Annotated in this window: 24 protein-coding genes, 1 pseudogene and 1 other annotated feature; of the genes and pseudogenes, 16 read left to right on the top strand and 9 right to left on the bottom strand. The window is 55.3% G+C overall.

Features of this window, described 5'->3' with window-relative positions; all coding sequences use genetic code 11:
* Position 1: 1 nt before the first annotated feature.
* From yidD to B3X29_RS22655, 4 genes and pseudogenes are all read right to left on the bottom strand, one after another.
* Complete coding sequence (gene yidD / locus B3X29_RS20195) at positions 2 to 259, bottom strand: membrane protein insertion efficiency factor YidD (RefSeq protein WP_072036746.1); 258 nt, start codon at positions 257 to 259, stop codon at positions 2 to 4.
* The gene (gene rnpA, locus B3X29_RS20200) at positions 223 to 582 is read right to left on the bottom strand and encodes a ribonuclease P protein component (RefSeq protein ID WP_014072458.1); all 360 of its coding nucleotides are present in this window, start codon (positions 580 to 582) and stop codon (positions 223 to 225) included. Before rnpA ends, yidD begins: the two co-directional genes overlap by 37 nt.
* Positions 583 to 598: 16 nt before the next feature.
* The gene (gene rpmH, locus B3X29_RS20205) at positions 599 to 739 is read right to left on the bottom strand and encodes a 50S ribosomal protein L34 (RefSeq protein WP_003849659.1); all 141 of its coding nucleotides are present in this window, start codon (positions 737 to 739) and stop codon (positions 599 to 601) included.
* Positions 740 to 969: 230 nt separating this feature from the next.
* A pseudogene (locus tag B3X29_RS22655) lies at positions 970 to 1,020 on the bottom strand (hypothetical protein); the annotation flags it as partial.
* Positions 1,021 to 1,342: 322 nt separating this feature from the next.
* Here B3X29_RS22655 and dnaA point away from each other — a divergent pair.
* The 11 genes from dnaA (at position 1,343) to B3X29_RS20260 (ending at position 14,632) form a co-directional block, all read left to right on the top strand.
* Entirely contained in the window at positions 1,343 to 2,743 is a 1,401-nt protein-coding gene (gene dnaA / locus B3X29_RS20210; protein WP_103177629.1) for a chromosomal replication initiator protein DnaA, read from the top strand.
* A gap of 4 nt (positions 2,744 to 2,747) precedes the next feature.
* Positions 2,748 to 3,851: a DNA polymerase III subunit beta gene (gene dnaN, locus B3X29_RS20215; protein WP_103177630.1), complete on the top strand. Its 1,104-nt coding sequence runs from the start codon at positions 2,748 to 2,750 to the stop codon at positions 3,849 to 3,851.
* A complete protein-coding gene (recF, locus tag B3X29_RS20220) occupies positions 3,851 to 4,924 on the top strand; it encodes a DNA replication/repair protein RecF (RefSeq protein ID WP_159340382.1) in 1,074 nt (357 codons plus the stop codon). The genes dnaN and recF overlap by 1 nt, the downstream gene beginning before the upstream one ends.
* Positions 4,925 to 4,952: 28 nt before the next feature.
* Positions 4,953 to 7,364, top strand: coding sequence for a DNA topoisomerase (ATP-hydrolyzing) subunit B (gene gyrB, locus B3X29_RS20225; protein ID WP_103177632.1), 2,412 nt, complete (start codon positions 4,953 to 4,955; stop codon positions 7,362 to 7,364).
* Between the two features lie 193 nt (positions 7,365 to 7,557).
* The gene (gene yidA, locus B3X29_RS20230) at positions 7,558 to 8,370 is read left to right on the top strand and encodes a sugar-phosphatase (protein ID WP_156653641.1); all 813 of its coding nucleotides are present in this window, start codon (positions 7,558 to 7,560) and stop codon (positions 8,368 to 8,370) included.
* Positions 8,371 to 8,620: 250 nt separating this feature from the next.
* Positions 8,621 to 9,310: a D-galactonate utilization transcriptional regulator DgoR gene (gene dgoR, locus B3X29_RS20235; RefSeq protein WP_103177634.1), complete on the top strand. Its 690-nt coding sequence runs from the start codon at positions 8,621 to 8,623 to the stop codon at positions 9,308 to 9,310.
* Positions 9,307 to 10,185 (top strand): 2-dehydro-3-deoxygalactonokinase, encoded by an 879-nt coding sequence (locus tag B3X29_RS20240; RefSeq protein ID WP_103177635.1) that lies wholly within the window; start codon positions 9,307 to 9,309, stop codon positions 10,183 to 10,185. The genes dgoR and B3X29_RS20240 overlap by 4 nt, the downstream gene beginning before the upstream one ends.
* The gene (locus B3X29_RS20245) at positions 10,169 to 10,786 is read left to right on the top strand and encodes a 2-dehydro-3-deoxy-6-phosphogalactonate aldolase (protein ID WP_159340381.1); all 618 of its coding nucleotides are present in this window, start codon (positions 10,169 to 10,171) and stop codon (positions 10,784 to 10,786) included. Before B3X29_RS20240 ends, B3X29_RS20245 begins: the two co-directional genes overlap by 17 nt.
* On the top strand, positions 10,783 to 11,931 hold the full coding sequence (gene dgoD / locus B3X29_RS20250) for a galactonate dehydratase (protein ID WP_103177637.1): 1,149 nt from the start codon (positions 10,783 to 10,785) through the stop codon (positions 11,929 to 11,931). The genes B3X29_RS20245 and dgoD overlap by 4 nt, the downstream gene beginning before the upstream one ends.
* 85 nt (positions 11,932 to 12,016) lie before the next feature.
* Complete coding sequence (locus B3X29_RS20255) at positions 12,017 to 13,354, top strand: MFS transporter (protein ID WP_159340380.1); 1,338 nt, start codon at positions 12,017 to 12,019, stop codon at positions 13,352 to 13,354.
* A 51-nt stretch (positions 13,355 to 13,405) separates the two neighbouring features.
* The gene (locus B3X29_RS20260) at positions 13,406 to 14,632 is read left to right on the top strand and encodes a DUF3748 domain-containing protein (RefSeq protein WP_201304752.1); all 1,227 of its coding nucleotides are present in this window, start codon (positions 13,406 to 13,408) and stop codon (positions 14,630 to 14,632) included.
* Here the strand turns inward: B3X29_RS20260 and B3X29_RS20265 are convergent, their stop codons facing one another.
* The gene (locus B3X29_RS20265) at positions 14,633 to 14,965 is read right to left on the bottom strand and encodes a YceK/YidQ family lipoprotein (RefSeq protein ID WP_103177639.1); all 333 of its coding nucleotides are present in this window, start codon (positions 14,963 to 14,965) and stop codon (positions 14,633 to 14,635) included.
* Positions 14,966 to 15,209: 244 nt separating this feature from the next.
* Positions 15,210 to 15,283 (top strand) — a sequence feature (ROSE (Repression Of Heat Shock gene Expression) occurs in the 5'-region of heat shock genes and acts as an RNA thermometer to modulate expression.).
* Here B3X29_RS20265 and ibpA point away from each other — a divergent pair.
* From ibpA to B3X29_RS20280, 3 genes are all read left to right on the top strand, one after another.
* Positions 15,277 to 15,687, top strand: coding sequence for a small heat shock chaperone IbpA (gene ibpA, locus B3X29_RS20270; RefSeq protein ID WP_032615564.1), 411 nt, complete (start codon positions 15,277 to 15,279; stop codon positions 15,685 to 15,687). (Overlaps the previous feature by 7 nt.)
* A 137-nt stretch (positions 15,688 to 15,824) precedes the next feature.
* Positions 15,825 to 16,253: a small heat shock chaperone IbpB gene (gene ibpB / locus B3X29_RS20275; protein ID WP_156653643.1), complete on the top strand. Its 429-nt coding sequence runs from the start codon at positions 15,825 to 15,827 to the stop codon at positions 16,251 to 16,253.
* Positions 16,254 to 16,441: 188 nt separating this feature from the next.
* Positions 16,442 to 18,103, top strand: coding sequence for a putative transporter (locus B3X29_RS20280; protein ID WP_290567162.1), 1,662 nt, complete (start codon positions 16,442 to 16,444; stop codon positions 18,101 to 18,103).
* Here the strand turns inward: B3X29_RS20280 and B3X29_RS20285 are convergent.
* From B3X29_RS20285 to B3X29_RS20300, 4 genes are all read right to left on the bottom strand, one after another.
* Positions 18,100 to 19,584, bottom strand: coding sequence for a sulfatase (locus B3X29_RS20285; protein WP_156653645.1), 1,485 nt, complete (start codon positions 19,582 to 19,584; stop codon positions 18,100 to 18,102). The two genes, B3X29_RS20280 and B3X29_RS20285, sit on opposite strands and share 4 nt — an antisense overlap.
* A gap of 9 nt (positions 19,585 to 19,593) precedes the next feature.
* On the bottom strand, positions 19,594 to 19,917 hold the full coding sequence (locus B3X29_RS20290; RefSeq protein ID WP_103177643.1) for a PTS sugar transporter subunit IIB: 324 nt from the start codon (positions 19,915 to 19,917) through the stop codon (positions 19,594 to 19,596).
* 28 nt (positions 19,918 to 19,945) lie between these two features.
* Positions 19,946 to 21,271 (bottom strand): PTS sugar transporter subunit IIC, encoded by a 1,326-nt coding sequence (locus tag B3X29_RS20295; RefSeq protein ID WP_103181006.1) that lies wholly within the window; start codon positions 21,269 to 21,271, stop codon positions 19,946 to 19,948.
* A 339-nt stretch (positions 21,272 to 21,610) separates the two neighbouring features.
* Positions 21,611 to 22,504, bottom strand: coding sequence for an AraC family transcriptional regulator (locus B3X29_RS20300; protein WP_156653646.1), 894 nt, complete (start codon positions 22,502 to 22,504; stop codon positions 21,611 to 21,613).
* A 168-nt stretch (positions 22,505 to 22,672) separates the two neighbouring features.
* Here B3X29_RS20300 and B3X29_RS20305 point away from each other — a divergent pair, with 168 nt between their 5' ends.
* A complete protein-coding gene (locus B3X29_RS20305; RefSeq protein WP_156653647.1) occupies positions 22,673 to 24,388 on the top strand; it encodes a solute:sodium symporter family transporter in 1,716 nt (571 codons plus the stop codon).
* The gene (locus B3X29_RS20310) at positions 24,385 to 25,878 is read left to right on the top strand and encodes a sulfatase-like hydrolase/transferase (protein WP_156653648.1); all 1,494 of its coding nucleotides are present in this window, start codon (positions 24,385 to 24,387) and stop codon (positions 25,876 to 25,878) included. The genes B3X29_RS20305 and B3X29_RS20310 overlap by 4 nt, the downstream gene beginning before the upstream one ends.
* Positions 25,879 to 25,890: the final 12 nt, after the last annotated feature.

The raw sequence follows: 25,890 nt of genomic DNA on the forward strand, positions 1-25,890 counted from the left end.
GTTAGTGTTCTCTGGTATCAAAAGGTCCTGGAGGGACGGGGTCGTCTCCACCTGGGTGTAAAGGGTGGCATTTTAATACGCGTTTCACCGTCAACCAACTGCCTTTTATCACTCCAAACCTGCGCAATGCCTCAATTCCGTATTGCGAACAGGTCGGTCTGAAACGGCAGTGTGGCCCGAGTAGCGGACTAATCAGGCGTTGATAGACCCGGATAAGGCCGATCAGGACCCGTGAGCCAGGCGACAGTGGCGGCGCCATAATTTTTCCAACGCTTCCGAGAGAGCACGGTTATCGAGGTCGGCAACCCCTTTTTTAGCCACCACCACGAAATCCATAGAAGGCAGTTCATGTTGACGTAAACGGAAGCTTTCACGCGTCAGACGTTTAATCCGATTGCGTTCATGCGCACGCTTAACGTTTTTCTTGGCGACAGTGAGACCGATACGGGGATGCCCCAGCGAATTTTGGCGGCCGAGAATGGTGATTTGCGGCGTGCCAGCCCGTTGTGGCTGCTGGAAGACGAAAGTGAAATGAGTGGGAGTTAACAAACGTAACTCCCTGGGAAATGCTAGCTTAACCACTCAGGGGTTAGCTTAATTACTTGGAAACGGTCAGACGTGAACGGCCTTTAGCACGACGACGTGCCAGAACCTGACGACCATTTTTAGTAGCCATACGAGCACGGAAGCCGTGAGAACGGTTGCGCTTCAGTACAGACGGTTGAAAAGTGCGTTTCATGGCGATTTCTACCTAAACTTGAATAAATTCAATGACTTTTTGTGGAGTCCGAACGAATAACGAACGATGGACGCCGAAGCCATGGGTGATTAAAGAGGCCGGATTGTAATAATTGTACACTCCGGAGTCAATTCTCTTTCCTTATTTCCCGCGTCTTTCCGCACGTTTTTAGCGTGCAAATTGAGCAGCGTCAGACGCAGGAAATCGAGTCCCACGCGCCGGGTGGGGAATTATACGGGCTCCCGGGCAAATCGCAAGGATCGTCCAGGATCTTCGTTAGATCATTTAAGCAAAAATTTGTCGCTACTCATTAATTTTTCCAATATGCGGCCTAAATCGCGGGGTCGCTTCGCCAGGATCGTTTACACTTACCCCGTTTCGATCCTCCTGTGGATAAATCGGGAAGAAACTGTGAGAAACAGAAGATCTCTGGCTCAGTTTAGGCTATGATCCGCGGTCCTGATCGCGATCCCAGGATCCAGAGCAGGTAAAAAAAACCGCAGACAGCGGTTCGCACGTCCCCCTAAACGCCGGGTTCTTTCGACGTGTGTCTACAATCATGACTATTCAATAGCTTTCTTTTTTGTTCGAGTGGAGTCCGCCGTGTCACTTTCGCTTTGGCAGCAGTGTCTTGCCCGATTGCAGGATGAGTTACCAGCCACAGAATTCAGTATGTGGATCCGCCCGTTGCAGGCGGAACTGAGCGATAACACGCTGGCTTTGTATGCGCCAAACCGTTTTGTGCTCGATTGGGTCAGGGACAAATACCTCAATAACATCAACGGACTGCTAAACGAATTTTGCGGTGCCGATGCCCCACAGCTGCGTTTTGAAGTGGGCACTAAACCGGTCACCCAAACCCTCAAAGAGACCGTTAACGTCGCCGCTGCGCCCGCGCAGACCGCGCAGGTTCAGATGCCGCGCGTCGCGCCTGCGCCGCGTGCGGGTTGGGATAACGTCCCGGCACCGGCAGAGCCAACCTACCGCTCTAACGTTAACGTCAAACACACCTTTGATAACTTCGTCGAAGGTAAATCGAACCAGCTGGCCCGCGCGGCGGCGCGCCAGGTGGCGGATAACCCGGGCGGCGCCTATAACCCGCTGTTCCTTTATGGCGGTACCGGTCTGGGTAAAACGCACCTGCTGCATGCGGTAGGCAATGGCATTATGGCGCGTAAGCCCAATGCCAAAGTGGTGTATATGCACTCCGAGCGCTTCGTTCAGGATATGGTAAAAGCCCTGCAAAACAATGCGATCGAAGAGTTTAAACGCTATTACCGTTCCGTTGATGCGCTGCTGATCGATGACATCCAGTTCTTTGCCAATAAAGAACGATCCCAGGAAGAGTTTTTCCACACCTTCAATGCGCTGCTGGAAGGCAATCAGCAGATCATTTTGACCTCGGATCGCTATCCAAAAGAGATCAACGGGGTTGAAGATCGTCTGAAATCGCGCTTCGGCTGGGGCCTGACCGTGGCGATCGAGCCACCGGAGCTGGAAACCCGCGTGGCGATCCTGATGAAAAAGGCCGACGAGAACGACATTCGTCTGCCGGGTGAGGTGGCGTTCTTTATCGCCAAGCGTCTGCGTTCCAACGTTCGTGAGCTTGAGGGCGCACTGAACCGCGTTATTGCTAACGCCAACTTTACCGGACGGGCGATCACCATCGATTTCGTGCGTGAGGCGCTGCGCGATCTGCTGGCGCTGCAGGAAAAACTGGTCACCATCGACAATATTCAGAAGACGGTGGCGGAGTACTACAAAATTAAAGTGGCAGATTTGCTGTCTAAACGTCGTTCCCGCTCGGTGGCGAGACCGCGTCAGATGGCGATGGCGCTGGCAAAGGAGTTAACCAACCACAGTCTGCCGGAGATCGGCGATGCGTTTGGTGGCCGTGACCATACCACCGTGCTGCACGCCTGCCGTAAGATCGAGCAGCTGCGTGAAGAAAGCCACGACATAAAAGAAGACTTCTCCAATTTAATCAGAACATTATCATCGTGATGCTATGAAATTTACCGTTGAACGTGAACATTTATTAAAACCGCTGCAACAGGTGAGTGGCCCCTTAGGCGGCCGCCCGACGCTGCCTATTCTTGGTAACCTGCTGCTGCAGGTGGCAGACGGCACGCTGTCGCTGACCGGGACCGATCTCGAGATGGAAATGGTCGCACGTGTGACGCTTTCTCAGCCTCACGAAGCGGGCGCAACCACCGTTCCGGCGCGTAAGTTCTTTGATATCTGCCGCGGACTGCCTGAAGGGGCAGAGATTGCCGTGCAGCTGGAAGGCGACCGTATGCTGGTGCGCTCTGGCCGCAGCCGTTTCTCGCTCTCTACGCTGCCTGCTGCTGACTTCCCGAACCTGGACGACTGGCAAAGTGAAGTCGAATTCACCCTGCCACAGGCCACCATGAAACGCCTGATTGAAGCCACCCAGTTCTCTATGGCGCATCAGGACGTTCGCTACTACTTAAACGGTATGCTGTTCGAAACCGAAGGGGAAGAGCTGCGTACCGTTGCCACCGACGGTCACCGCCTGGCGGTCTGCTCCATGCCGGTTGGCGTGACGCTGCCGAACCATTCGGTGATCGTACCGCGTAAAGGCGTGATTGAACTGATGCGTATGCTCGACGGCGGTGAAACCCCGCTGCGCGTGCAGATTGGCAGCAACAATATCCGCGCTCACGTGGGCGACTTCATCTTTACCTCCAAGCTGGTAGATGGCCGTTTCCCGGACTATCGCCGCGTATTGCCGAAGAACCCGGACAAAACGCTGGAAGCGGGCTGCGATATCCTCAAGCAGGCCTTTGCCCGCGCGGCAATCCTCTCCAACGAGAAGTTCCGCGGCGTGCGTCTGTATGTGAGCGAAAACCAGCTGAAGATCACGGCCAACAACCCGGAACAGGAAGAGGCCGAAGAGATTCTGGATGTCACCTATGCCGCAGGCACCGAGATGGAAATCGGCTTTAACGTCAGTTACGTGCTGGATGTGCTGAACGCGCTGAAGTGCGAGAACGTGCGTATTCTGCTGACCGACTCCGTGTCGAGCGTACAAATTGAAGATGCTGCCAGCCAGAGTGCGGCTTATGTTGTCATGCCAATGAGACTGTAATGTCGCTCACCCGCCTGTTGATCCGCGACTTTCGCAATATCGAAAGCGCGGATCTTGCTTTATCCCCCGGCTTTAACTTCCTGGTTGGCGCCAACGGCAGCGGCAAAACCAGCGTGCTGGAAGCCATCTATACGCTCGGCCATGGCCGGGCGTTTCGCAGTTTGCAGATTGGCCGCGTCATTCGCCACGAGCAGGACGCGTTTGTGCTTCATGGCCGTTTACGGGGCGAAGAGCACGAGACCGCCATCGGCCTGACCAAAGACAAGCACGGTGACAGCAAGGTACGCATCGACGGCACCGACGGGCACAAAGTGGCCGAGCTGGCGCTGCTGATGCCCATGCAGCTAATCACCCCCGAGGGGTTTACTTTACTCAACGGCGGCCCCAAATACAGAAGAGCCTTCCTCGACTGGGGATGCTTTCACAACGAAGCCGGTTTCTTTAACGCCTGGAGCAACCTCAAGCGGCTGCTGAAACAGCGCAATGCCGCGCTGCGCCAGGTGACCCGCTACGCCCAACTGCGGGCGTGGGATAAAGAGCTGATCCCGCTGGCGGAGCAGATTAGCCGCTGGCGTGCGGAGTACAGCGCCGGGATCGCGGAAGACATGGCGGACACCTGCCAGCAGTTTTTACCCGAGTTCTCCCTGAGCTTCTCCTTCCAGCGCGGCTGGGAGAAAGAGACAGATTATGCCGAGGTGCTGGAGCGAAGCTTCGAGCGCGATCGCATGCTGACCTACACCGCGCATGGCCCGCACAAGGCGGATTTCCGCATTCGTGCCGATGGCGCGCCGGTGGAAGACACCTTATCACGCGGGCAGCTTAAACTTCTGATGTGCGCCCTGCGCCTGGCGCAGGGCGAGTACCTAACCCGTGAGAGCGGGCGACGCTGTCTGTATCTGATTGATGATTTTGCCTCGGAACTTGACGACGCGCGGCGCGGGCTGCTTGCCAGCCGCTTAAAAGCCACACAGTCCCAGGTTTTCGTCAGTGCGATTAGCGCTGAACACGTAATAGACATGTCGGACGAAAATTCGAAGATGTTTAACGTGGAAAAGGGTAAAATAACGGATTAACCCAAGAATAAATGAGCGAGAAACGTTGATGTCGAATTCTTATGACTCCTCCAGTATCAAAGTCCTGAAAGGGCTGGATGCGGTGCGTAAGCGCCCGGGTATGTATATCGGCGACACGGATGACGGCACCGGTCTGCACCACATGGTATTCGAGGTGGTAGATAACGCTATCGACGAAGCGCTCGCGGGTCACTGTAAAGACATTATCGTCACCATCCACGCCGATAACTCTGTTTCCGTACAGGATGATGGCCGTGGCATTCCGACCGGCATCCACCCGGAAGAGGGCGTCTCTGCGGCGGAAGTGATCATGACCGTTCTGCACGCGGGCGGTAAGTTCGATGATAACTCCTATAAAGTGTCCGGCGGTCTGCACGGCGTGGGCGTCTCTGTCGTTAACGCCCTGTCGCAGAAGCTGGAGCTGGTGATCAACCGCGAAGGTAAAATTCACCGTCAGGTCTATACCCACGGCGTGCCGCAGGCACCGCTGGCGGTAACGGGCGAGACGGAGAAAACCGGTACCACGGTCCGTTTCTGGCCGAGCCTCGAAACCTTCTCCAACGTGACCGAGTTCGAATATGACATCCTGGCGAAGCGTCTGCGCGAGCTGTCATTCCTGAACTCCGGCGTCTCGATTCGCCTGCGCGACAAGCGCGACGGCAAAGAAGACCACTTCCATTACGAAGGTGGTATCAAGGCGTTCGTTGAGTATCTGAACAAGAACAAAACGCCAATTCACCCAAATATCTTCTATTTCTCCACCGAAAAAGATGGTATCGGCGTGGAAGTGGCGCTGCAGTGGAACGACGGTTTCCAGGAAAACATCTACTGCTTCACCAATAACATTCCGCAGCGCGACGGCGGTACGCACCTGGTCGGCTTCCGTACGGCGATGACCCGTACCCTGAACGCCTACATGGACAAAGAAGGCTACAGCAAAAAAGCGAAAGTCAGCGCCACCGGTGACGATGCCCGTGAAGGCCTGATCGCCGTTGTCTCCGTGAAGGTACCGGATCCGAAGTTCTCCTCCCAGACCAAAGACAAGCTGGTCTCCTCTGAGGTGAAATCGGCGGTTGAACAGCAGATGAACGAGCTGCTGAGCGACTACCTGCAGGAAAACCCGTCCGACGCCAAAATCGTCGTCGGTAAAATTATCGATGCGGCGCGTGCCCGTGAAGCGGCGCGTAAAGCCCGTGAAATGACCCGTCGTAAAGGCGCGCTGGACTTAGCAGGCCTGCCGGGCAAACTGGCGGACTGCCAGGAACGCGACCCGGCGCTGTCCGAACTGTACCTCGTGGAAGGGGACTCTGCGGGCGGTTCTGCGAAGCAGGGCCGTAACCGTAAGAACCAGGCGATCCTGCCGCTGAAGGGTAAAATCCTCAACGTTGAGAAAGCGCGCTTCGACAAGATGCTCTCCTCTCAGGAAGTAGCAACCCTGATCACCGCCCTGGGCTGCGGTATTGGCCGCGACGAGTACAACCCGGACAAGCTGCGCTATCACAGCATCATCATCATGACCGATGCGGACGTCGACGGCTCGCACATTCGTACCCTGCTGCTGACCTTCTTCTACCGTCAGATGCCGGAGATCGTTGAGCGTGGCCACGTCTACATTGCCCAGCCGCCGCTCTACAAGGTGAAAAAAGGCAAGCAGGAGCAGTACATCAAAGATGACGAGGCGATGGATCAGTACCAGATCGCTATTGCTCTTGATGGCGCCACCCTGCACGCCAACTCAAGCGCCCCGGCGCTGGCGGGCGAGCCGCTGGAGCGTCTGGTCTCCGAGTACAACGCCACCCAGAAGATGATTGGCCGCATGGAGCGCCGTTATCCAAAAGCGCTGCTGAAGGCGCTGGTTTACCAGCCGACCCTGAACGAAGCCGATCTCGATAACGAGCAGGCGGTGACCCGCTGGGTAAATACCCTGGTCAGCGAGCTGAACGAGAACGAGCAGCACGGCAGCCAGTGGAAGTTCGATATTCAGCAGAACGCCGCCCAGCAGTTCGAGCCGGTGATCCGCGTGCGTACCCACGGCGTGGATACTGACTATCCGCTGGAGCATGAGTTCGTGACCGGCGCGGAATACCGTCGTATCTGCACCCTCGGCGAGAAGCTGCGTGGCCTGATTGAAGACGATGCGTTCATCGAACGTGGCGAACGCCGTCAGCCGGTTGCCAGCTTCGAGCAGGCGCTGGAGTGGCTGGTGAAAGAGTCCCGTCGTGGCCTCTCCATTCAGCGCTATAAAGGTCTGGGCGAAATGAACCCGGATCAGCTGTGGGAAACGACCATGGATCCGGAAAGCCGCCGCATGCTGCGGGTTACCGTTAAGGACGCGATTGCTGCCGACCAGCTGTTCACTACCCTGATGGGCGATGCGGTTGAACCCCGTCGCGCCTTCATCGAAGAGAACGCCCTGAAAGCGGCGAATATTGACATCTAAGCCGTTTGTTCCCCGGTGGCGCTGCGCTTACCGGGGCTACAGGTTTCGTAGGCCCGGTACGCGTCAGCGTCACCGGGCTTTTCTTTAGATGCAAAAGAGGAATTTCCTCTCCAGACCCCATCCCCTTTCTTACCGTGTTTTTTGAGCGGAATCGCGCTAGCATGAGGAAAGACTCATTCCAACCGGGGATCTCATGGCTATCAAACTCATTGCAATCGATATGGACGGCACGCTGCTGCTGCCAGACCACACCATCTCTCCTGCCGTTAAAAATGCGATTGCCGCAGCCCGGGAGAAGGGCGTGAACGTGGTGCTTTGCACCGGTCGCCCATATGCGGGGGTGCATAACTACCTGAAAGAGCTGCACATGAACGAGCCAGGAGATTACTGCATTACCTACAACGGTGCGCTGGTGCAGAAAGCGGCCGATGGCAGCACGGTGGCGCAGACGGCGCTGAGCTATGAAGACTATCGCTATCTGGAACAACTCTCCCGCGAGGTAGGCTCGCACTTCCACGCCCTCGACCGCACCACGCTGTACACCGCGAACCGCGACATCAGCTACTACACGGTACATGAATCCTACGTCGCCACCATCCCGCTGGTGTTCTGCGAAGCGGAAAAAATGGATCCCGAAACCCAGTTCCTGAAGGTTATGATGATCGATGAGCCCGCCATTCTCGACCAGGCCATCGCCCGCATTCCGGATGAGGTAAAAGAGAAGTACACCGTGCTGAAAAGTGCGCCGTACTTCCTCGAAATCCTCGATAAACGCGTCAATAAAGGCACCGGCGTGAAGTCGCTGGCCGAAACGCTGGGGATCAAGCCGGAAGAGATCATGACGCTCGGCGATCAGGAAAACGACATTGCGATGCTGGAATATGCTGGCTTAGGCGTGGCGATGGAGAACGCGATCCCGTCGGTGAAAGAGGTGGCTAACTTCGTCACTAAATCTAACCTCGAAGATGGCGTGGCCTACGCGATTGAGAAGTTTGTGCTGAATTAAAGCCTGGCAAAATACGCGCTCCCGAACCCGCACTCGTTGCGGGTTTTTTTATCCCCTCAAGAACCTTTCTTTAACATTCCTTTCACTGATTGCTCTTTTTGTGATCTGGATTGTAGTACAACACAATGTGATTGTACTACATTACGACCACAGCAATGACGAATGGCATCACGTTTGTACTGCAAAATTGAGGCGAAATTCAGCGGTCGCGGTAAAGTAGGGGCGGACCTACAGAGCACAAGGACTCTCCATGACTCTCAATAAAACCGATCGCATCGTCATCACGCTGGGCACTCAAATCGTGGGTGGCAAGTACGTTCCTGGGTCACCGCTGCCCGCCGAGGCAGAGCTGTGTGAGGAGTTTGAAACCTCACGCAACATCATCCGGGAAGTGTTCCGTTCGCTGATGGCGAAGCGGCTGATTGAAATGAAGCGTTATCGCGGCGCCTTTGTTGCCCCGCGTAACCAGTGGAACTACCTCGATACCGAGGTTTTGCAGTGGGTGCTGGAAAACGACTACGACCCACGGCTGATTGGCGCGATGAGCGAGGTGCGAAACCTGGTGGAGCCGGCAATAGCCCGCTGGGCGGCGGAACGCGCAACCTCTGGCGACCTCGCGCAAATTGAGGCGGCCCTGAACGATATGATCGCCAATAACCAGGATCGGGACGCCTTTAACGAGGCGGATATTCGCTACCACGAGGCGGTGTTGCAGTCGGTGCATAACCCGGTGCTACAGCAGCTTAGCGTGGCGATCAGCTCGTTACAGCGAGCAGTTTTTGAACGAACCTGGATGGGTGATGAGGCCAACATGCCGAAGACGCTCCAGGAACATAAAGCGCTGTTCGATGCGATACGCCATCAGGACAGCGATGCGGCAGAGCAGGCGGCGCTCACCATGATCGCCAGCTCGACACGAAGGCTGAAGGAAATCACATGACATCTCGCTACATCGCAATTGACTGGGGATCGACCAATCTGCGCGCCTGGCTCTACCAGGGCGAGCAGTGCCTGGAGAGCAGGCAATCAGAAGCAGGCGTCACGCGCCTGAACGGTAAATCTCCTGAAGCGGTGTTAGCAGAGGTGACACAAAACTGGCGCGACGGCGCCACGCCGGTGGTAATGGCAGGCATGGTTGGCAGCAACGTGGGTTGGAAGGTTGCACCATATCTGCCGGTTCCTGCCTGTTTCTCCGCTATTGGCGAACAGTTAACGTCTGTTGGCGACAATATCTGGATAATTCCGGGGCTATGCGTCTCCTGCGACGATAATCACAATGTGATGCGCGGTGAAGAAACCCAACTCCTCGGCGCGCGCACGCTCTCTCCTTCTTCTGTCTATGTCATGCCCGGTACGCACTGCAAATGGGTGCAAGCCGATGCTGAGCAGATCGCTGATTTTCGCACCGTGATGACCGGTGAATTACACCATTTACTGCTGAAGCATTCGCTGGTGGGGGCGGGGCTGCCGGAGCAGACAGCCTCGCCGGAAGCATTTGCCGCCGGGCTTGAGCGTGGGATCGCTTCCCCCGCCGTTTTGCCGCAGCTTTTTGAGGTTCGCGCCTCGCACGTGCTGGGAACCCTTCCCCGCGAGCATGTGAGCGAATTTTTATCGGGCCTGCTGATTGGCGCAGAAGTCGCCACCCTGAGCGAACAGTTCGCTGGGCAGCAGTCCATCACCCTCGTCGCGGGTTCATCGCTGACCGCTCGTTACCGCCAGGCGTTCCACGCCATCGGGCGTGACGTGGCGGCGGTGGAGGGCGACACGGCATTTCAGGCAGGAATAAGGAGCATCGCTCATGCAGTGGCAAACTAATCTTCCCCTTATCGCGATTCTGCGCGGCATCACCCCTGACGAGGCCATTGCCCACGTTGGTGCGGTGATCGACGCCGGGTTCGACGCGGTGGAAATCCCGCTCAACTCCCCGGAATGGGAAAAAAGCATTCCGGCGGTCGTGGATGCGTTTGGTGACAAAGCGCTGATCGGCGCGGGGACCGTATTACAGCCGGAGCAGGTGGACAGCCTGGCGAAGATGGGCTGTAAGCTCATTGTGACGCCCAATATCAACCCTGAGGTGATCCGCCGCGCTGTGGGCTACGGCATGACGGTTTGTCCCGGATGCGCCACGGCGACAGAAGCCTTTACCGCTCTCGATGCGGGCGCACAGTCGCTCAAAATCTTCCCGTCGTCGGCCTTTGGCCCGGATTACATCAAAGCGCTGAAAGCGGTGTTGCCCGCCAGCGTACCGGTCTTTGCCGTGGGCGGCGTCACGCCCGAAAACCTGGCCCAGTGGATGAACGCGGGCTGTGTAGGGGCCGGTCTGGGTAGCGATCTCTATCGCGCCGGGCAGTCCATTGAGCGTACCGCACAGCAGGCGGCAGCATTTGTAAAAGCGTATCGAGAGGCAATGCAATGAAAATAACCAAACTCACCACCTACCGTTTACCGCCGCGTTGGATGTTCCTGAAAATCGAAACCGACGAAGGGGTGGTTGGCTGGGGCGAGCCGGTGATTGAAGGCCGTGCGCGCACCGTTGAAGCGGCGGTGCATGAGCTGGGCGAATATCTGATTGGTCAGGATCCGGCGCGTATTAACGACCTGTGGCAGGTGATGTACCGTGCGGGCTTCTACCGCGGCGGCCCAATCCTGATGAGCGCCATCGCCGGTATCGACCAGGCGCTGTGGGATATCAAAGGCAAAGTGCTGAACGCCCCGGTCTGGCAGCTGATGGGGGGCCTGGTACGCGACAAAATCAAAGCCTACAGCTGGGTGGGCGGTGACCGTCCGGCGGAAGTGATCGACGGCATTAGCAAGCTGCGCAGCATCGGTTTCGACACCTTCAAACTTAACGGCTGCGAAGAGATGGGCGTGATTGATAACTCGCGGGCGGTGGATCGCGCGGTAAATACCGTGGCGCAAATCCGTGAAGCCTTCGGCAACGAGATTGAGTTTGGTCTCGATTTCCACGGTCGCGTCAGCGCGCCGATGGCGAAACTGCTGATCAAAGAACTGGAGCCGTACCGTCCGCTGTTTATCGAGGAGCCGGTGCTGGCCGAGCAGGCCGAGTACTACCCGAAACTGGCGGAGCAGACGCACATTCCGATCGCGGCGGGCGAACGCATGTTCTCGCGCTTCGAGTTTAAACGCGTGCTGGAAGCGGGCGGGATTGCGATCCTGCAACCGGACCTCTCCCACGCGGGCGGCATCACCGAATGCTACAAAATTGCCGGGATGGCAGAAGCCTATGACGTGGCCCTGGCACCGCACTGCCCGCTGGGCCCGATTGCGCTGGCAGCCTGTCTGCACGTGGACTTTGTCTCGCGCAACGCGGTATTCCAGGAGCAGAGTATGGGCATTCACTATAACAAGGGCGCGGAACTGCTCGACTTTGTGAAGAATAAAGAAGACTTCAGCATGGAAGGCGGTTTCTTCAAACCGTTAACGAAGCCGGGCCTTGGCGTGGAGATCGACGAAGCCAAAGTCATTGAGCTGAGTAAAAATGCGCCGGACTGGCGTAATCCGTTATGGCGTCACGAGGACGGCAGCGTAGCGGAATGGTGATCACCACGCCGTAGGCCCGGTAAGCGCAGCGCCACCGGGCAACAATCTCACAGACAAAAATATAACCCTCTGTAAATTACAGGGCATGGTGAGCGGCCTCGCTATGCCCAAAATCTGGAGACAGATTGCGATGGATATTCCAGTTACAGCTACCAAAACCGGGCGTCGCCGCTACCTGACGCTGATGATGATCTTTATTACCGTGGTCATCTGTTATGTCGACCGCGCCAACCTTGCCGTGGCTTCGGCCCATATTCAGGAGGAGTTCGGCATTACCAAAGCGGAGATGGGCTACGTCTTCTCGGCGTTTGCCTGGCTCTATACGCTATGCCAGATCCCGGGCGGTTGGTTCCTCGACCGCATCGGCTCGCGCCTGACCTACTTTATCGCTATTTTCGGCTGGTCCGTGGCGACCCTGTTCCAGGGTTTTGCTACTGGCTTAATGTCGCTGATTGGCCTGCGCGCGATCACCGGTATTTTCGAAGCGCCAGCATTCCCGACCAATAACCGCATGGTCACCAGCTGGTTCCCTGAACATGAGCGCGCCTCTGCCGTCGGGTTCTATACCTCCGGGCAGTTTGTTGGTCTGGCGTTCCTGACCCCGCTGCTGATCTGGATCCAGGAGCTGCTGAGTTGGCACTGGGTGTTCATCGTCACCGGCGGGATCGGCATCATCTGGTCGTTTATCTGGATTAAGGTCTATCAGCCGCCGCGCCTGACCAAAAGCATCAGCAAAGCCGAGCTGGATTATATTCGCGATGGCGGCGGTCTGGTGGATGGCGATGCGCCAGTGAAAAAAGAGGCGCGCCAGCCGCTGACCAAAGCTGACTGGAAGCTGGTCTTCCACCGTAAGCTGGTGGGCGTTTACCTTGGCCAGTTTGCGGTGACCTCCACGCTGTGGTTCTTCCTGACCTGGTTCCCGAACTACCTGACCCAGGAGAAAGGCATCACCGCGCTGAAGGCGGGCTTTATGACCACCGTGCCGTTCCTGGCGGCCTTCTTTGGCGTGCTGCTCTCCGGCTGGCTGGCGGATAAGCTGGTGAAAAAAGGGTTCTCCCTCGGCGTGGCGCGTAAAACGCCGATCATCTGCGGGCTGCTGATCTCCACCTGCATCATGGGCGCAAACTACACCAACGATCCGGTATGGATTATGACCCTGATGGCGGTGGCCTTCTTTGGGAATGGCTTTGCCTCCATCACCTGGTCGCTGGTGTCGTCGCTGGCCCCGATGCGTCTGATTGGTCTGACCGGCGGGGTGTTTAACTTCGTTGGCGGCCTGGGCGGGATCACCGTTCCACTGGTGATTGGCTACCTGGCGCAGGACTACGGTTTTGGCCCGGCACTGGTCTATATCTCCGCGGTGGCCCTGATTGGCGCGCTCTCCTACATCCTGCTGGTGGGCGATGTTAAACGGGTAGGCTAATCTCCTGCAATGCTATACCCTGATGCGACATCCGCGCATCAGGGTATCCTCATGAAACAAATCACTTTCGCTTCCCGCAACCATCAGCTCACCAATACCCGTACCTGGACCGCAGACAGCCAGTGGCTAGTCTTTGATGTCCGGCCTTCCGGGGCGTCGTTTACCGGCGAAACCATTGAAAGAGTGAATGTTAAAACCGGTGACGTCGAAGTGATCTATCGCGCCAGCAACGGTGCGCATGTGGGGGTTGTCACCGTCCATCCGACGGCTGATAAATACGTTTTTATCCACGGCCCGCAACATCCCGACGCCCACTGGCAGTACGACTTCCATCACCGTCAGGGGGTGGTTGCAGAGCGCGGGCAGGTGAGCAATCTTGATGCGATGGATATCACCCCGCCTTTCACCTCCGGCGCGCTGCGCGGTGGCAGTCATGTTCATGTGTATAGCCCGGACGGGCAGTTCGTCAGCTTTACCTATAACGACCATGTGTTGCACATGCTCGATCCGACGCTGGATTTACGTAACGTGGGCGTGGCCGCGCCTTATGGCCCGGTGACCCCTGCGGGCCACCATCCGCGGGAGTATGCCGGTACGCACTGGAGCGTGCTGGTCAGCCGTACCACCCCCGCGCCACAGCCGGGCAGCGATGAGATCAACCGTGCCTACGAAGAGGGCTGGGTCGGTAATCATCAACTGGCTTTTATCGGCGATACCCTTACCGCCAGCGGCAAGAAGGTGCCGGAGCTGTTTATCGTTGACCTGCCGAAAGAGGAACAGGGCTGGAAACAGGCGGGCGATCTACCGCTTCAGGGCACGGCAGATCGCATGCCCGCCCCGCCTGCCGGGGTCATGCAGCGCCGTTTAACCTTTACTCACGGCAACCGCTATCCGGGGCTGGTGAACGTGCCGCGCCACTGGGTGCGCAGCAACCCCCAGGCGACGCAAATCGCGTTCCTGATGCGGGATGATAACGGCGTGGTGCAGCTGTGGCTGATCGCCCCTGAAGGGGGTGAACCCCGTCAGCTTACCCATAACCCAAGCGATATTCAGTCGGCCTTTAACTGGCATCCGGCGGGCCATTCACTGGGATTTGTGCTGGAGGATCGCATTGCAACCTGTGATGCGGCGTCTGGTGCTGTGACGTTTTTGACGTCCGATCACGGCAATCCGCCGTCGGGTGATGCGGTGATTTACTCTCCGGATGGGCACACCATTGCCTGGATGGAGGAGATCGACGGATTCCGGCAGCTGTGGGTGACAGAGACCGGACGCTAATCAGCGAGAGGGCATCCCGGCGGGCGGGATCACGGCGTTGGTCGCCAGGGTCTCTTGCTCGCTTTGCTCCACGCGGGAGCGAACGGATTTATCGGTGCGGAAGAGGTCCCACGGCAGCAGCAGGGTATCGACCACCGCGGTAAATGGCATATCGAGCACCACCAGCGATTTCGTTCCCCAGTGGGTATCGTCGTCAGCCAGCATAGTCGCGCTGGCTCGCGTGCCGGGATAGGTTCCTTCTTTACCGCCGGTGTGAGACATCACGCTCGAACACCCGCAAAGCACAACCACTGCGCTGAACGTCGTCAGTTTAATCAGAACATTTTTCATCATCAGTTAGTCATCATCAATGGCACGGCATAAACCTGCTACCGGGTTTATAACGGGCCATTCTCAAAATGAATAGTTGAAAAGTACCGCTCTGTGGCACCTATCGCATTTTAACCTTACGTGCTGTAGACCCAGTCTATTCCAGTACCCGTAAAGTGCAAAAAATTCTCGCAACGGCATGCTTGAAAAGATCGCAAACGGACCCATTTTAAGGATGTATCGATGAACAAACGTGCCTGAGGGGCGTTTGGGATACTCCTGCCTGTCCATGGTGGAAGGCGACAATTCTTGCTGATTTCAGGAGTTTTAACTGTATGCGTAACTTTGATCTTTCTCCGCTTTATCGTTCAGCCATTGGCTTCGATCGTCTGTTCAACCATTTAGAAAACAACCAAAGCCAGAGCAATGGCTACCCTCCATACAATGTTGAACTGGTTGACGAAAACCATTATCGCATTGCGATTGCCGTGGCCGGTTTCGCTGAAAGCGAACTGGAGATCACCGCTCAGGATAACCTGCTAGTGGTGAAAGGCGCTCATGCGGGCGAGCAGAAAGAACGTACCTACCTCTATCAGGGCATCGCGGAACGTAACTTTGAACGTAAATTCCAGTTAGCTGAGAACATCCACGTTCATGGCGCGAACCTGGTTAACGGTCTGCTCTATATCGATCTGGAACGAGTTATCCCGGAAGCGAAAAAACCGCGCCGTATCGAAATTAATTAATTGTCCGGGTCGCTTTCGCGGCCCAAATATAAATGCTTGCCGATATCGGGAGCATATGTGAATCCATAAGGATTTGCAGGAACAAATGTGTACAAAAATAAATTGTACCGAACTCGCTTCTCAGAAGGAGATTTAGTATGCGTAATTACGATTTATCCCCGCTGCTGCGTCAGTGGATCGGTTTTGACAAACTGGCCTCCGCGCTGCAAAGCACCACCGAAAGCCAGACCTTCCCGCCGTATAACATCGAAAAGAGCGACGATAACCACTATCGCATTACGCTCGCAGTGGCCGGCTTCAGCCAGCAGAACCTCGATATTCAGCTGGAAGGCACACGCCTGACGGTAAAAGGCACTCCGGAAAAACCAGCAACCGAAACCAAATGGCTGCACCAGGGGCTGGTGACCCAGCCGTTCAGCCTGAGCTTTACCCTGGCTGAACATATGGAGGTGACTGGCGCCACCTTCACCAACGGGCTGCTGCATATCGACATCACCCGCAACGTGCCGGAGGCGGTTGCTCCGCAGCGGATCGCCATCAGCGAACGTCCGGCGTTGAACAGTTAATAGACTGTGTCGGGGGGCGCTACGCTTACCCGACCTACAAGACCCGCAGGCTCGCGCAAGCGAAGCGTCGCCGGGCAAAATCAAAGCCCCGCCCCGGCGGGGCTTTTTTGTGCGCCATCGCCCATACAACCCGCCTGCGCTCTGCGAAAATCCCTGCTAATTATATTGTTATTCACAGGGATGCTGTCATGAGTGATATAGCGTTAACGGTCAGTATTCTGGCGTTGGTTGCGGTGGTCGGGCTGTGGATAGGCAATGTCAAAATCCGCGGCGTCGGGTTCGGCATTGGCGGCGTGCTCTTTGGCGGGATTTTTGTCGGCCATTTTGCCGACCAGCTTGGCATTACGCTCAGCGCGGAAATGCTGCACTTCATTCAGGAATTTGGCCTGATCCTCTTCGTTTACACTATCGGCATCCAGGTCGGGCCCGGCTTTTTCGCCTCGCTGCGCGTCTCTGGCCTGCGGCTTAATCTTTTTGCGATGGGGATTGTGGTGATGGGGGGGCTAGTCACCGCCCTGCTGCATAAACTCTTCGCCATTCCGCTGCCGGTGGTGTTGGGCATTTTCTCCGGGGCGGTAACCAATACTCCCGCGCTGGGTGCCGGGCAGCAAATCCTGCGCGATCTGGGCATCGCCCCCGACATCGTCGATCAGATGGGGATGAGCTACGCCATGGCCTACCCGTTCGGCATCTGCGGCATCCTGCTCACCATGTGGCTGATGCGTATCCTGTTTCGCGTTAACGTTGAACAGGAAGCCCGGGAGCATGAATCTACCCTTACGAACGGACAGGCGCTGATTAAAACCATCAACATCCGCGTCGACAACCCCAACCTCAACAACCTGCCGATTCAGGATGTGCCGATCCTTAACAGCGCCAATATTATCTGCTCCCGCCTGAAGCGTGAGGAAACCCTGATGGTGCCGCTGCCCGGCACGGTGATCCAGATAGGCGACCTGCTGCATCTGGTGGGGCAACCGGCGGACCTGCATAACGCCCAACTGGTGATTGGCCAGGAGGTCGATACCTCTCTTTCTACCCGCGGCACCGATATGCGCGTCGAGCGCGTGGTGGTGACCAACGAGAAGGTATTAGGCAAGAAAATCCGCGAACTGCAGGTAAAAGAGCGCTACGACGTTGTGATCTCTCGCCTGAACCGCGCCGGGATCGAGCTGGTGGCCAGCCCGGACGCCAGCCTGCAGTTTGGCGACATCCTTAACCTCGTCGGGCGCCCGGCCTCCATTGACGCCGTCGCCAATATGGTAGGCAACGCACAACAAAAACTGCAGCAGGTGCAGATGCTACCGGTGTTTATCGGTATCGGACTCGGCGTCCTGCTCGGCTCTATCCCCCTCTATGTACAGGGGTTCCCGGTGGCGCTCAAGCTGGGACTGGCAGGCGGGCCGTTGATTATGGCACTGATCCTCGGTCGTATCGGCTGTGTCGGTAAGCTCTACTGGTTTATGCCTCCGAGCGCCAACCTTGCCCTGCGTGAGCTGGGGATCGTGCTGTTTCTGGCGGTGGTGGGGCTGAAATCTGGCGGGGATTTCGTCGAGACGCTCGCCCGCGGTGACGGCGTCAGCTGGATTGGTTACGGCATCCTCATTACCGCCGTCCCGCTGATCACGATGGGCATTCTGGCGAGGCTTCTGGCGAAGATGAACTACCTCACCCTCTGCGGCATGCTGGCCGGTTCGATGACCGATCCCCCGGCGCTGGCCTTTGCCAACAACCTGCACGCCACCAGCGGGGCGGCGGCGCTCTCCTACGCCACGGTCTATCCGCTGGTGATGTTTATGCGCATTATCACACCGCAGCTACTGGCGGTGCTGTTCTGGGGGATAGGTTAAACCTCTAACCCCAGCCTGGCGAACTGCTCTGCCGGGGCGTCGCTCTCATGTAGCAGACGCACCAGCAGGGCAATCATCCGCGCTTCGATGGCTTTATCTTCTATCGGGCACTGCTGGTGCGGGTCGGTGTGTAAATCGAACAGTAGATTACCGACGCGGTTCACCCCGGGGTATTTTTCCTGAGCCGGAATACGCAGCGTTTTGACCCCTTTGGTAAAGCGGAAGGGGGGCGCCAGCGCGATCGCCTCCAGCTCATCCGGGGTAAAGCGGGTATTCATCTTGATGGGCATCAGCGTGTAGTTGGCGATGTCATTCTCACGGCCAGGCAGTGCGGCGCGCATATAGACATAGCGCCCGTCCGTGACGTTGACATGGCCGCTGAAGACCCCAAACAGCGCAGCGTCACGCACCGGGGTATCATCTTCAAGAATGCGGGCTAACGGACGGCCCTGAACGTCGGGCGGGATGGGCTGGTTGAAGAACTCCAGCAGCGTCGGCGCCCAGTCAATCATCTGCACCAGCGCATCTCGCTGCACCCCCTGATGACCGCTGCGCGGATCCCAGATAAATAGCGGGTTATTCGCCACTTCGTTGTAATAGGGCATCTGGTTTTTCGCCCACCAGCCATGCTCCCCGAGCAAAAAGCCGTGATCGGTGCCGACGATGAGCATCGTATCGCGCCACAGATCGTGGCGGTCCATCAGGTCCAGAATGCGCCCCAGGTTGCGATCGCACATGGAGACCAGGGCGCGATAGCGGCAGCGAATATGCTCTACCGCCTCCGGGCTCTCTTCCACTTTGCCGCGGGGCCAGTCGTAGTGCGGGCCGTTCCAGGCATCCTGGTATAACGAGAGGTACGCCTCGGTGGTATAAAACGGCTCGTGGGGGTCGAAGGTTTCCACCTGCAATAGCCAGCTATCCTGGTGATGGTTCTTGTCGATGAACTCGCATCCGGCGTTAAAGACCTGGGTTTGCGGGAAGTCCGCCTCCTGCTGAATGTAGTCGCGGTTGACCCAGTCGTGTCGCCAGAGCCCGGAGACCCCGCCCCCGGTTTGCTTCTGGGGCACCCGCAGCACCTCCGGGATGGCCGGGTCGGCGACGCTGGCCTTCCAGTGATCCCCCTCCTGGCCACGGATAATTTCCCATGAGCTGTAGCGGTTATGGTAGTTGCCGCCGCCATCCTCCCAGTAGTGCAGGTGGTCGCTGATCAGGTGGGTATAGATGCCCGCTTTTTTCAGTAGCTCCGGCATGGAGTCGTCGAACGGCTCCAGCGGCCCCCATTCCCGGTGCAAAAAATTATACCGGCCAGTATGTAACTCGCGACGTGCGGGCATGCAGGGCATACTGCCAACATAGCTGTTGTTGAAGGTGGCGCAGCGGGCCGCCAGACGCTGGAAATTTGGCGCCTGGGTGATCATATCCCCGTAAGGCGGCAGATAGTGCTTATTCAGGCTGTCGAAGAGCAGAATGATCGCTTTCATCGTCGCTCCTTAACGGGCCTTTACCAGATGCGGGAAATGCTCTTCAACCACGGCGTAGATCTGCTTCCCGATGGTCTCTCCGTCCATAATATTTTCGATGGGGATCAGATACTGCCCGTGCCGCGGATCGAGGCTTACCACATCAATCAGTTTTTTCGAAATGGCATAGATATCGGCCCATTCGGTGAACCCACCGACTTCGCCGGCGGCGGTGTGCTCCATGGCGAAATCAATGTCATATTTAGCTAACGCTTTTTTTACCACCGTCTGCAACATCACGCTGCTGCCGACACCGTAGCCGCAAACAAACAGAATATTAATTTTGTCTTTCATAACGATATCCTTTTCACAATGAGATGAGTTAGCCCGCATAAGGCCCAAGATGGAACGTTAAGGCAATAAACTTAAGTACTTCGCAAATCGCTGGCCATAAGGTCGCCCAGTCGAAAATACCGGTCCAGCCCACCCCTTCCGCAGCGAGGCCAGTTAAGGGAATTGCCCATACGGTGCCGAAGGTTTGAATAATTCCCAGCAGGAAAGTACAAATAATAACGGCGCGGTAACCGCCCAGCCGGTTGGCTAATACGCCGATCGGGCCGCCCGCAAAAAATAGCGGCACAAAACCGGGCAATACCATAATCGGACTATGGGTAAGCAGCAGGATCCCCATCGAAAAAATCGTGCCGAAGGTACAGAAAATAAAACCAAGGGTGGCGGCATTCGGGGAGAAGGGAAGTAATGCTGCAACATCGACAGCGGGAATCGCGTCGGGAATTAAACGATCCTGCCAGCCTTTAAACGAGGCGTTAATTTCCCCGACCATCATACGAACGCCCTGGAGCAGGATCACCATATACATGGAGAACTGCAGGCCGAGATTAATAATGTAGATATACCAGGGCTTACCTTTTGCCATGACCTGAACGTTATCGATGCCGGTCGTCAACAGGAACCCGCCGACGAACACGGTCATGACAATGGCGATGGAGGTAACGTTATGGTTAAAAATCGCCAGCCAGCCGGGTAGCTTCATATTCTCGGCATCCTGCTTCTCGGCGTCGCCAAAGAGGTGGGCGAATTTCGAGAAAAACCAGATCCCCAGCATCTGGTTATGGGCTATGGTAAAGCCGGCATTATTGGTGATTTTCGCCACCGGTTTGGCTATCAGGGTAGTCGCAAACGCCCAGAATACGCCGGTTAAAATCCCGGCGATAATAATCGACGGCACCCAGCCAAAGCCCAGCCAGAAGACGATCAACCACAGCACTGCCTGAGAGTGAGACACCCCGGTATTGCCGGTGAGGAAAATGCCTTTCACCTTTGTGTAGCGGCCAAGTAAGACCAGCACCAGGTTGGTAAAAAAGGCCAGCACAAACACATAACCTACAAAACCGAAATTATCGCCGAGTGCAATCTGGGTTGCTGCTTTCATGGCATAGGAATCCATTAAATAGCCATGAATGCCATAAGATTTACTGACCGCATCGGCAACGGGTTTAAATGTGGCTGAGAACTGAAATCCGCCAAAGAGCACCATCATTAATCCCACCATGGCGCTAACCATACCGGTAATAATTTTGATCGGCGATTTCCTGTCGAGGGCATAACCCAGCCCCACCAGCAACCCAATTAAAATAGCGGGTTCAGTTAAAAAAGATTGTATTACTGAAATGAAGTCTGAAAACATAATGCAGTCAACCTCCGTGATGTCTGTATTTAGAAAGACTTTTTAAATGTTTATCTAATAACGGAAAGGTGCTTTTTATCAGAAAGAAATTTATGATTGCGAAAGTAATTTAATAATCAAAATTGCTCATTAGAAGATCGTTTTTGATTTTTTGTGATTTGTTTTGCAAAAAAAAGCAAGGTATCTCTTCAAGATATTTAATGCGAGATTTTTATAAATTAATCGAATGTAAGGCTTTTCTTTCATCGAAAGATAATGGTCTTAGTTGTTGGTTTAAGACTATCTTGTAGTCGATTTATAGTTAATAAATAATAAGTGTACGCCTAAAGCAAACTACTATTATTCGCCTCTGGCTGGGTCCTGAGAAGGTTGGGGTGTATGTTTCAATACCGTCGAAGGTGCATAGCCAAATTTATTCTTAAACGCTTTGCTGAAATGAAAAGAATCAAAGAAGTTGAGCATGTCTGCCACCTGCCCGACCGTATTCCCCTCCTGTTTTAACAGCGATAATGCCAGCTCCAGTCGGGCATCGAGATAGTATTCTTTAGGTGTTTTGCCGGTATATCGTAAAAACAGACGGCGCAGCCAGGCTTCGCTGCAGGGGATAGCGGCCGCCATATCCGCAACGCTCCAGCGCCGTTGCAGGCTGGCATGCAGAGCCGCAATCAGCTTTTCAATTTTGATTCGCTGCGGATCTTTTTTACCTTCGGCATAAATAAGGCAGATCCATTGATAAATTATTTTAGTCAGAAAGGCGACCGCCAGGTTATTTTTCATAGAGTCTGGAGAAGTTATTAATTGTGACACTTCTATTAACTCTTGGTTATAGACTTCGCCATGATAAATCACGCATTGTTGGCGAAGCGGAATATCCATAATGCTGGTTGGCGTAAATTCCATCCAGTATTGTTCCCAGATTAAACCTGCACAATGGTAGGATTTTATCTCCGTGGGTTTTAAAAAAATAATACAGTTACCGCTTAGGGTAATTTCATCCCCACTGTACAGCAGGATCTTTCCGCTGCCCTGTACGGTATAGATAGCAACCCATGAATTGGCGATCAGCGGCTTTTTCTTATCCCTCGGCCATATAACCCGATAATTTTCATCGGCGCAGGTATGCCACAACGAAATCAGGGATATTCCGCTTGAGATCACACTTTCATTAATCAACAGCGGAATATTGTATGTAGTTTCGTTTTTTACATGCGTGTTCTGCAAGTTTCCATTCATTTTGATTTCCCGCCGGAGAATGATGTCTTCAACCTGAACCTAACAGAAAACTATTCGTTCAGGGATATGACGTTTGTATTTTAAGAAATCTGACTGCCTGACCCGGCAAGCAATAACCTCCGTTAACCCTACAGCTGCCGGGACATAATCAACAACAAGGGCTATGAGATGAATACGCTACAAATTTTGAGCTTCGTCGGTTTTACGCTACTGGTGGCATGTATCACCTGGTGGAAAATCCGTAAAACAGATACCGAATCGCAGCAGGGCTATTTTCTTGCCGGACGGTCGCTAAAAGCGCCGGTGATTGCTGCCTCGCTGATGCTGACTAACCTCTCTACCGAACAACTGGTCGGCCTCTCCGGGCAAGCGTACAAAAGTGGCATGTCGGTAATGGGTTGGGAAGTCACCTCGGCGGTGACCTTGATCTTTCTGGCGCTGATCTTCCTGCCTCGCTATTTGCAGCGCGGTATCGCCACTATTCCCGATTTTCTGGAAGAACGGTACGACAAAACCACGCGCATCATTATCGACTTTTGTTTTCTTATCGCGACCGGCGTCTGCTTCCTGCCGATCGTGCTCTATTCCGGCGCGCTGGCGCTTAACAGCCTGTTTCATATTGGCGAGTCGTTGCAAATCTCACAGGGTGCGGCCATCTGGTTATTGGTAGTGTTGCTCGGCATAGCGGGAATTATTTACGCCGTAATAGGCGGCCTGAGGGCGATGGCCGTGGCTGACTCGATCAACGGCATTGGCCTGGTTATTGGCGGTCTGATGGTGCCCGTGTTTGGTCTGATCGCAATGGGTAAAGGCAGTTTAATGCAGGGAATTGAGCAATTGACCACCGTGCATGCCGAGAAATTAAATTCAATCGGCGGGGCGAACGATCCGCTGCCAATTGGCGCAGCCTTTACCGGTTTGATTCTGGTGAATACCTTTTACTGGTGTACCAATCAGGGCATTGTGCAACGCACGCTGGCGTCCAAAAGCCTTGCCGAAGGGCAAAAAGGGGCGCTGCTTACCGCCGTGTTAAAAATGCTCGATCCGCTGGTGCTGGTCTTGCCGGGGTTGATTGCTTTCCACCTGTATCAGGATCTACCGAAAGCAGATATGGCTTACCCCACGCTGGTTAATAACGTTCTTCCTGCCCCTCTGGTCGGCTTTTTTGGCGCGGTGTTATTTGGCGCGGTCATCAGCACGTTTAATGGCTTTTTAAACAGCGCCAGTACGTTATTCAGCATGGGCATCTACCGCCGCATCATTAACCAGCAGGCGCAACCTGATCAACTGGTGCATGTCGGGCGAAGATTTGGACTCTTTATCGCGGTAATTTCGGTACTGGTTGCGCCGTGGATCGCCAATGCGCCGGAAGGCCTATACAGCTGGATGAAGCAGCTCAATGGAATTTATAACGTGCCGCTGGTGACCATCATCATTATGGGCTTCTTTTTCCCGCGTATCCCGGCGCTGGCCGCTAAGGTGGCAATGGGGCTCGGTATTGTCAGTTACATCACCATCAATTACCTGGTGAAGTTCGATTTCCATTTTCTTTACGTACTGGCCTGCACCTTCTGCATCAATGTGGTGGTGATGTTACTGATTGGCGCGATTAAGCCACGTGCAACACCGTTCAAATTTCACGATGCCTTTGCCGTGAATATGCAGCCCTGGAAGGACGCAAAAATCGCCTCTGTTGGCATCCTCACCGCCATGATTGGCGTCTATGCCGGCCTGGCGCAGTTCGGTGGTTATCACACCCGATGGTTGACGGTTATCAGCTATACCATCACGGCGGTCGTGGTGATTTATATCATTTATAGCAGCTGGCAGAGACGCCGTTCCGCCACTGTGCAGCGTGTCTGTGACGCTAAGGATAAAGCATGAGTCGTCCTAACTTTCTCTTCATTATGACCGATACCCAGGCCACCAATATGGTGGGCTGCTATAGCGGCAAGCCGCTGAACACGAACAATATTGATGCTCTGGCGGCGGAAGGTATTCGTTTTAACTCCGCCTATACCTGTTCGCCGGTATGCACGCCTGCGCGAGCTGGCTTATTTACCGGCATCTATGCCAATCAGTCCGGCCCATGGACCAATAACGTCGCACCGGGGAAAAACATCGTCACCATGGGTCGCTATTTTAAGTATGCGGGCTACCACACCTGCTATATCGGCAAATGGCACCTCGACGGGCATGACTATTTTGGCACTGGTGAGTGCCCTCCGGAGTGGGATGCTGATTACTGGTATGACGGTGCCAACTACCTTGCGGAACTGACCGAGCAAGAGATCGGCCTGTGGCGTAATGGTCTGAATAGTATCGAAGATTTACAGGCCAACAATATCGATGAAACCTTTACCTGGGCGCACCGCATCAGCAACCGGGCGGTCGATTTTCTCCATCAGCCTGCGCGCGCCGATGAGCCATTTCTGATGGTGGTGTCGTATGACGAGCCGCATCATCCCTTTACCTGCCCGGTTGAGTATCTTGAGAAATATCAGGATTTTTATTACGACCTCGGGGCGAGAGCACATGATCCACTGAATAATAAGCCTGAGCATCATCGTCTGTGGTCGCAGGCGATGCCCTCGCCGGTAGGAGAGGACGGGCGCTACTACCATCCTCTCTATTTTGCCTGCAATGACTTTGTCGATGACCAGATTGGCCGGGTGATCGCGGCGTTAACGCCGGAGCAGCGGGAAAGTACCTGGGTGATCTACACCTCTGACCATGGGGAAATGATGGGTGCCCATAAGCTCATCAGCAAAGGTGCAGCGATGTACGATGATATCACCCGTATTCCGCTGATTATGCGTTCGCCGGAAGGAGAGCATCGTCAGGTGGATACGCCTGTCAGCCATATCGATCTGCTGCCAACCATGATGGCGCTGGCGGGCATTCCTAAGCCGGACATTCTGCCCGGGGAAAATATTCTGGCCGTTGCGCAGCCTCGTGGCGTGATGGTGGAGTTCAACCGCTATGAGATTGAGCATGACAGCTTTGGCGGTTTTATTCCGGTGCGCTGCTGGGTCACGGACGACTGGAAACTGGTGTTAAACCTGTTTACCAGCGACGAGCTGTATGACAGGCGAAGCGATCCTGATGAGCTCAAAAATCTGATCGATGCTCCTGAGTTGGAAGAGGTTCGCGTCAAAATGCACGATGCTCTGCTGGATTATATGGATCACATTCGCGATCCGTTCCGTACCTATCAGTGGAGCCTGCGCCCGTGGCGTAAAACTGCTACGCCACGCTGGATGGGGGCTTTCCGACCGCGTCCGGCAGACGGTTATTCCCCGGTCGTGCGCGACTACGACACCGGTTTACCAACGCAAGGTGTCAAAGTGGAGGAGAAAAAGCAGAAGTTCTGACTAAAATGCCGG

It is taken from the genome of Leclercia sp. UBA5076, from assembly GCF_002416465.1.
GTDB lineage: Bacteria > Pseudomonadota > Gammaproteobacteria > Enterobacterales > Enterobacteriaceae > Enterobacter.

Coding starts and splice junctions, on each gene's coding strand:
- B3X29_RS20310 (WP_156653648.1), top strand. CDS start 24,385: ATGAGTCGTCCTAACTTTCTCTTCATTATGACCGATACCCAGGCCACC.
- gyrB (WP_103177632.1), top strand. CDS start 4,953: ATGTCGAATTCTTATGACTCCTCCAGTATCAAAGTCCTGAAAGGGCTG.
- B3X29_RS20300 (WP_156653646.1), bottom strand. CDS start 22,504: ATGAATGGAAACTTGCAGAACACGCATGTAAAAAACGAAACTACATAC.
- B3X29_RS20255 (WP_159340380.1), top strand. CDS start 12,017: ATGGTGAGCGGCCTCGCTATGCCCAAAATCTGGAGACAGATTGCGATG.
- ibpA (WP_032615564.1), top strand. CDS start 15,277: ATGCGTAACTTTGATCTTTCTCCGCTTTATCGTTCAGCCATTGGCTTC.
- B3X29_RS20305 (WP_156653647.1), top strand. CDS start 22,673: ATGAATACGCTACAAATTTTGAGCTTCGTCGGTTTTACGCTACTGGTG.
- yidD (WP_072036746.1), bottom strand. CDS start 259: ATGGCGCCGCCACTGTCGCCTGGCTCACGGGTCCTGATCGGCCTTATC.
- B3X29_RS20285 (WP_156653645.1), bottom strand. CDS start 19,584: ATGAAAGCGATCATTCTGCTCTTCGACAGCCTGAATAAGCACTATCTG.
- recF (WP_159340382.1), top strand. CDS start 3,851: ATGTCGCTCACCCGCCTGTTGATCCGCGACTTTCGCAATATCGAAAGC.
- yidA (WP_156653641.1), top strand. CDS start 7,558: ATGGCTATCAAACTCATTGCAATCGATATGGACGGCACGCTGCTGCTG.
- B3X29_RS20290 (WP_103177643.1), bottom strand. CDS start 19,917: ATGAAAGACAAAATTAATATTCTGTTTGTTTGCGGCTACGGTGTCGGC.
- B3X29_RS20240 (WP_103177635.1), top strand. CDS start 9,307: ATGACATCTCGCTACATCGCAATTGACTGGGGATCGACCAATCTGCGC.
- dnaN (WP_103177630.1), top strand. CDS start 2,748: ATGAAATTTACCGTTGAACGTGAACATTTATTAAAACCGCTGCAACAG.
- B3X29_RS20260 (WP_201304752.1), top strand. CDS start 13,406: ATGAAACAAATCACTTTCGCTTCCCGCAACCATCAGCTCACCAATACC.
- dgoD (WP_103177637.1), top strand. CDS start 10,783: ATGAAAATAACCAAACTCACCACCTACCGTTTACCGCCGCGTTGGATG.
- rpmH (WP_003849659.1), bottom strand. CDS start 739: ATGAAACGCACTTTTCAACCGTCTGTACTGAAGCGCAACCGTTCTCAC.
- B3X29_RS20280 (WP_290567162.1), top strand. CDS start 16,442: ATGAGTGATATAGCGTTAACGGTCAGTATTCTGGCGTTGGTTGCGGTG.
- B3X29_RS20295 (WP_103181006.1), bottom strand. CDS start 21,271: ATGTTTTCAGACTTCATTTCAGTAATACAATCTTTTTTAACTGAACCC.
- ibpB (WP_156653643.1), top strand. CDS start 15,825: ATGCGTAATTACGATTTATCCCCGCTGCTGCGTCAGTGGATCGGTTTT.
- B3X29_RS20265 (WP_103177639.1), bottom strand. CDS start 14,965: ATGATGAAAAATGTTCTGATTAAACTGACGACGTTCAGCGCAGTGGTT.
- dgoR (WP_103177634.1), top strand. CDS start 8,621: ATGACTCTCAATAAAACCGATCGCATCGTCATCACGCTGGGCACTCAA.
- B3X29_RS20245 (WP_159340381.1), top strand. CDS start 10,169: ATGCAGTGGCAAACTAATCTTCCCCTTATCGCGATTCTGCGCGGCATC.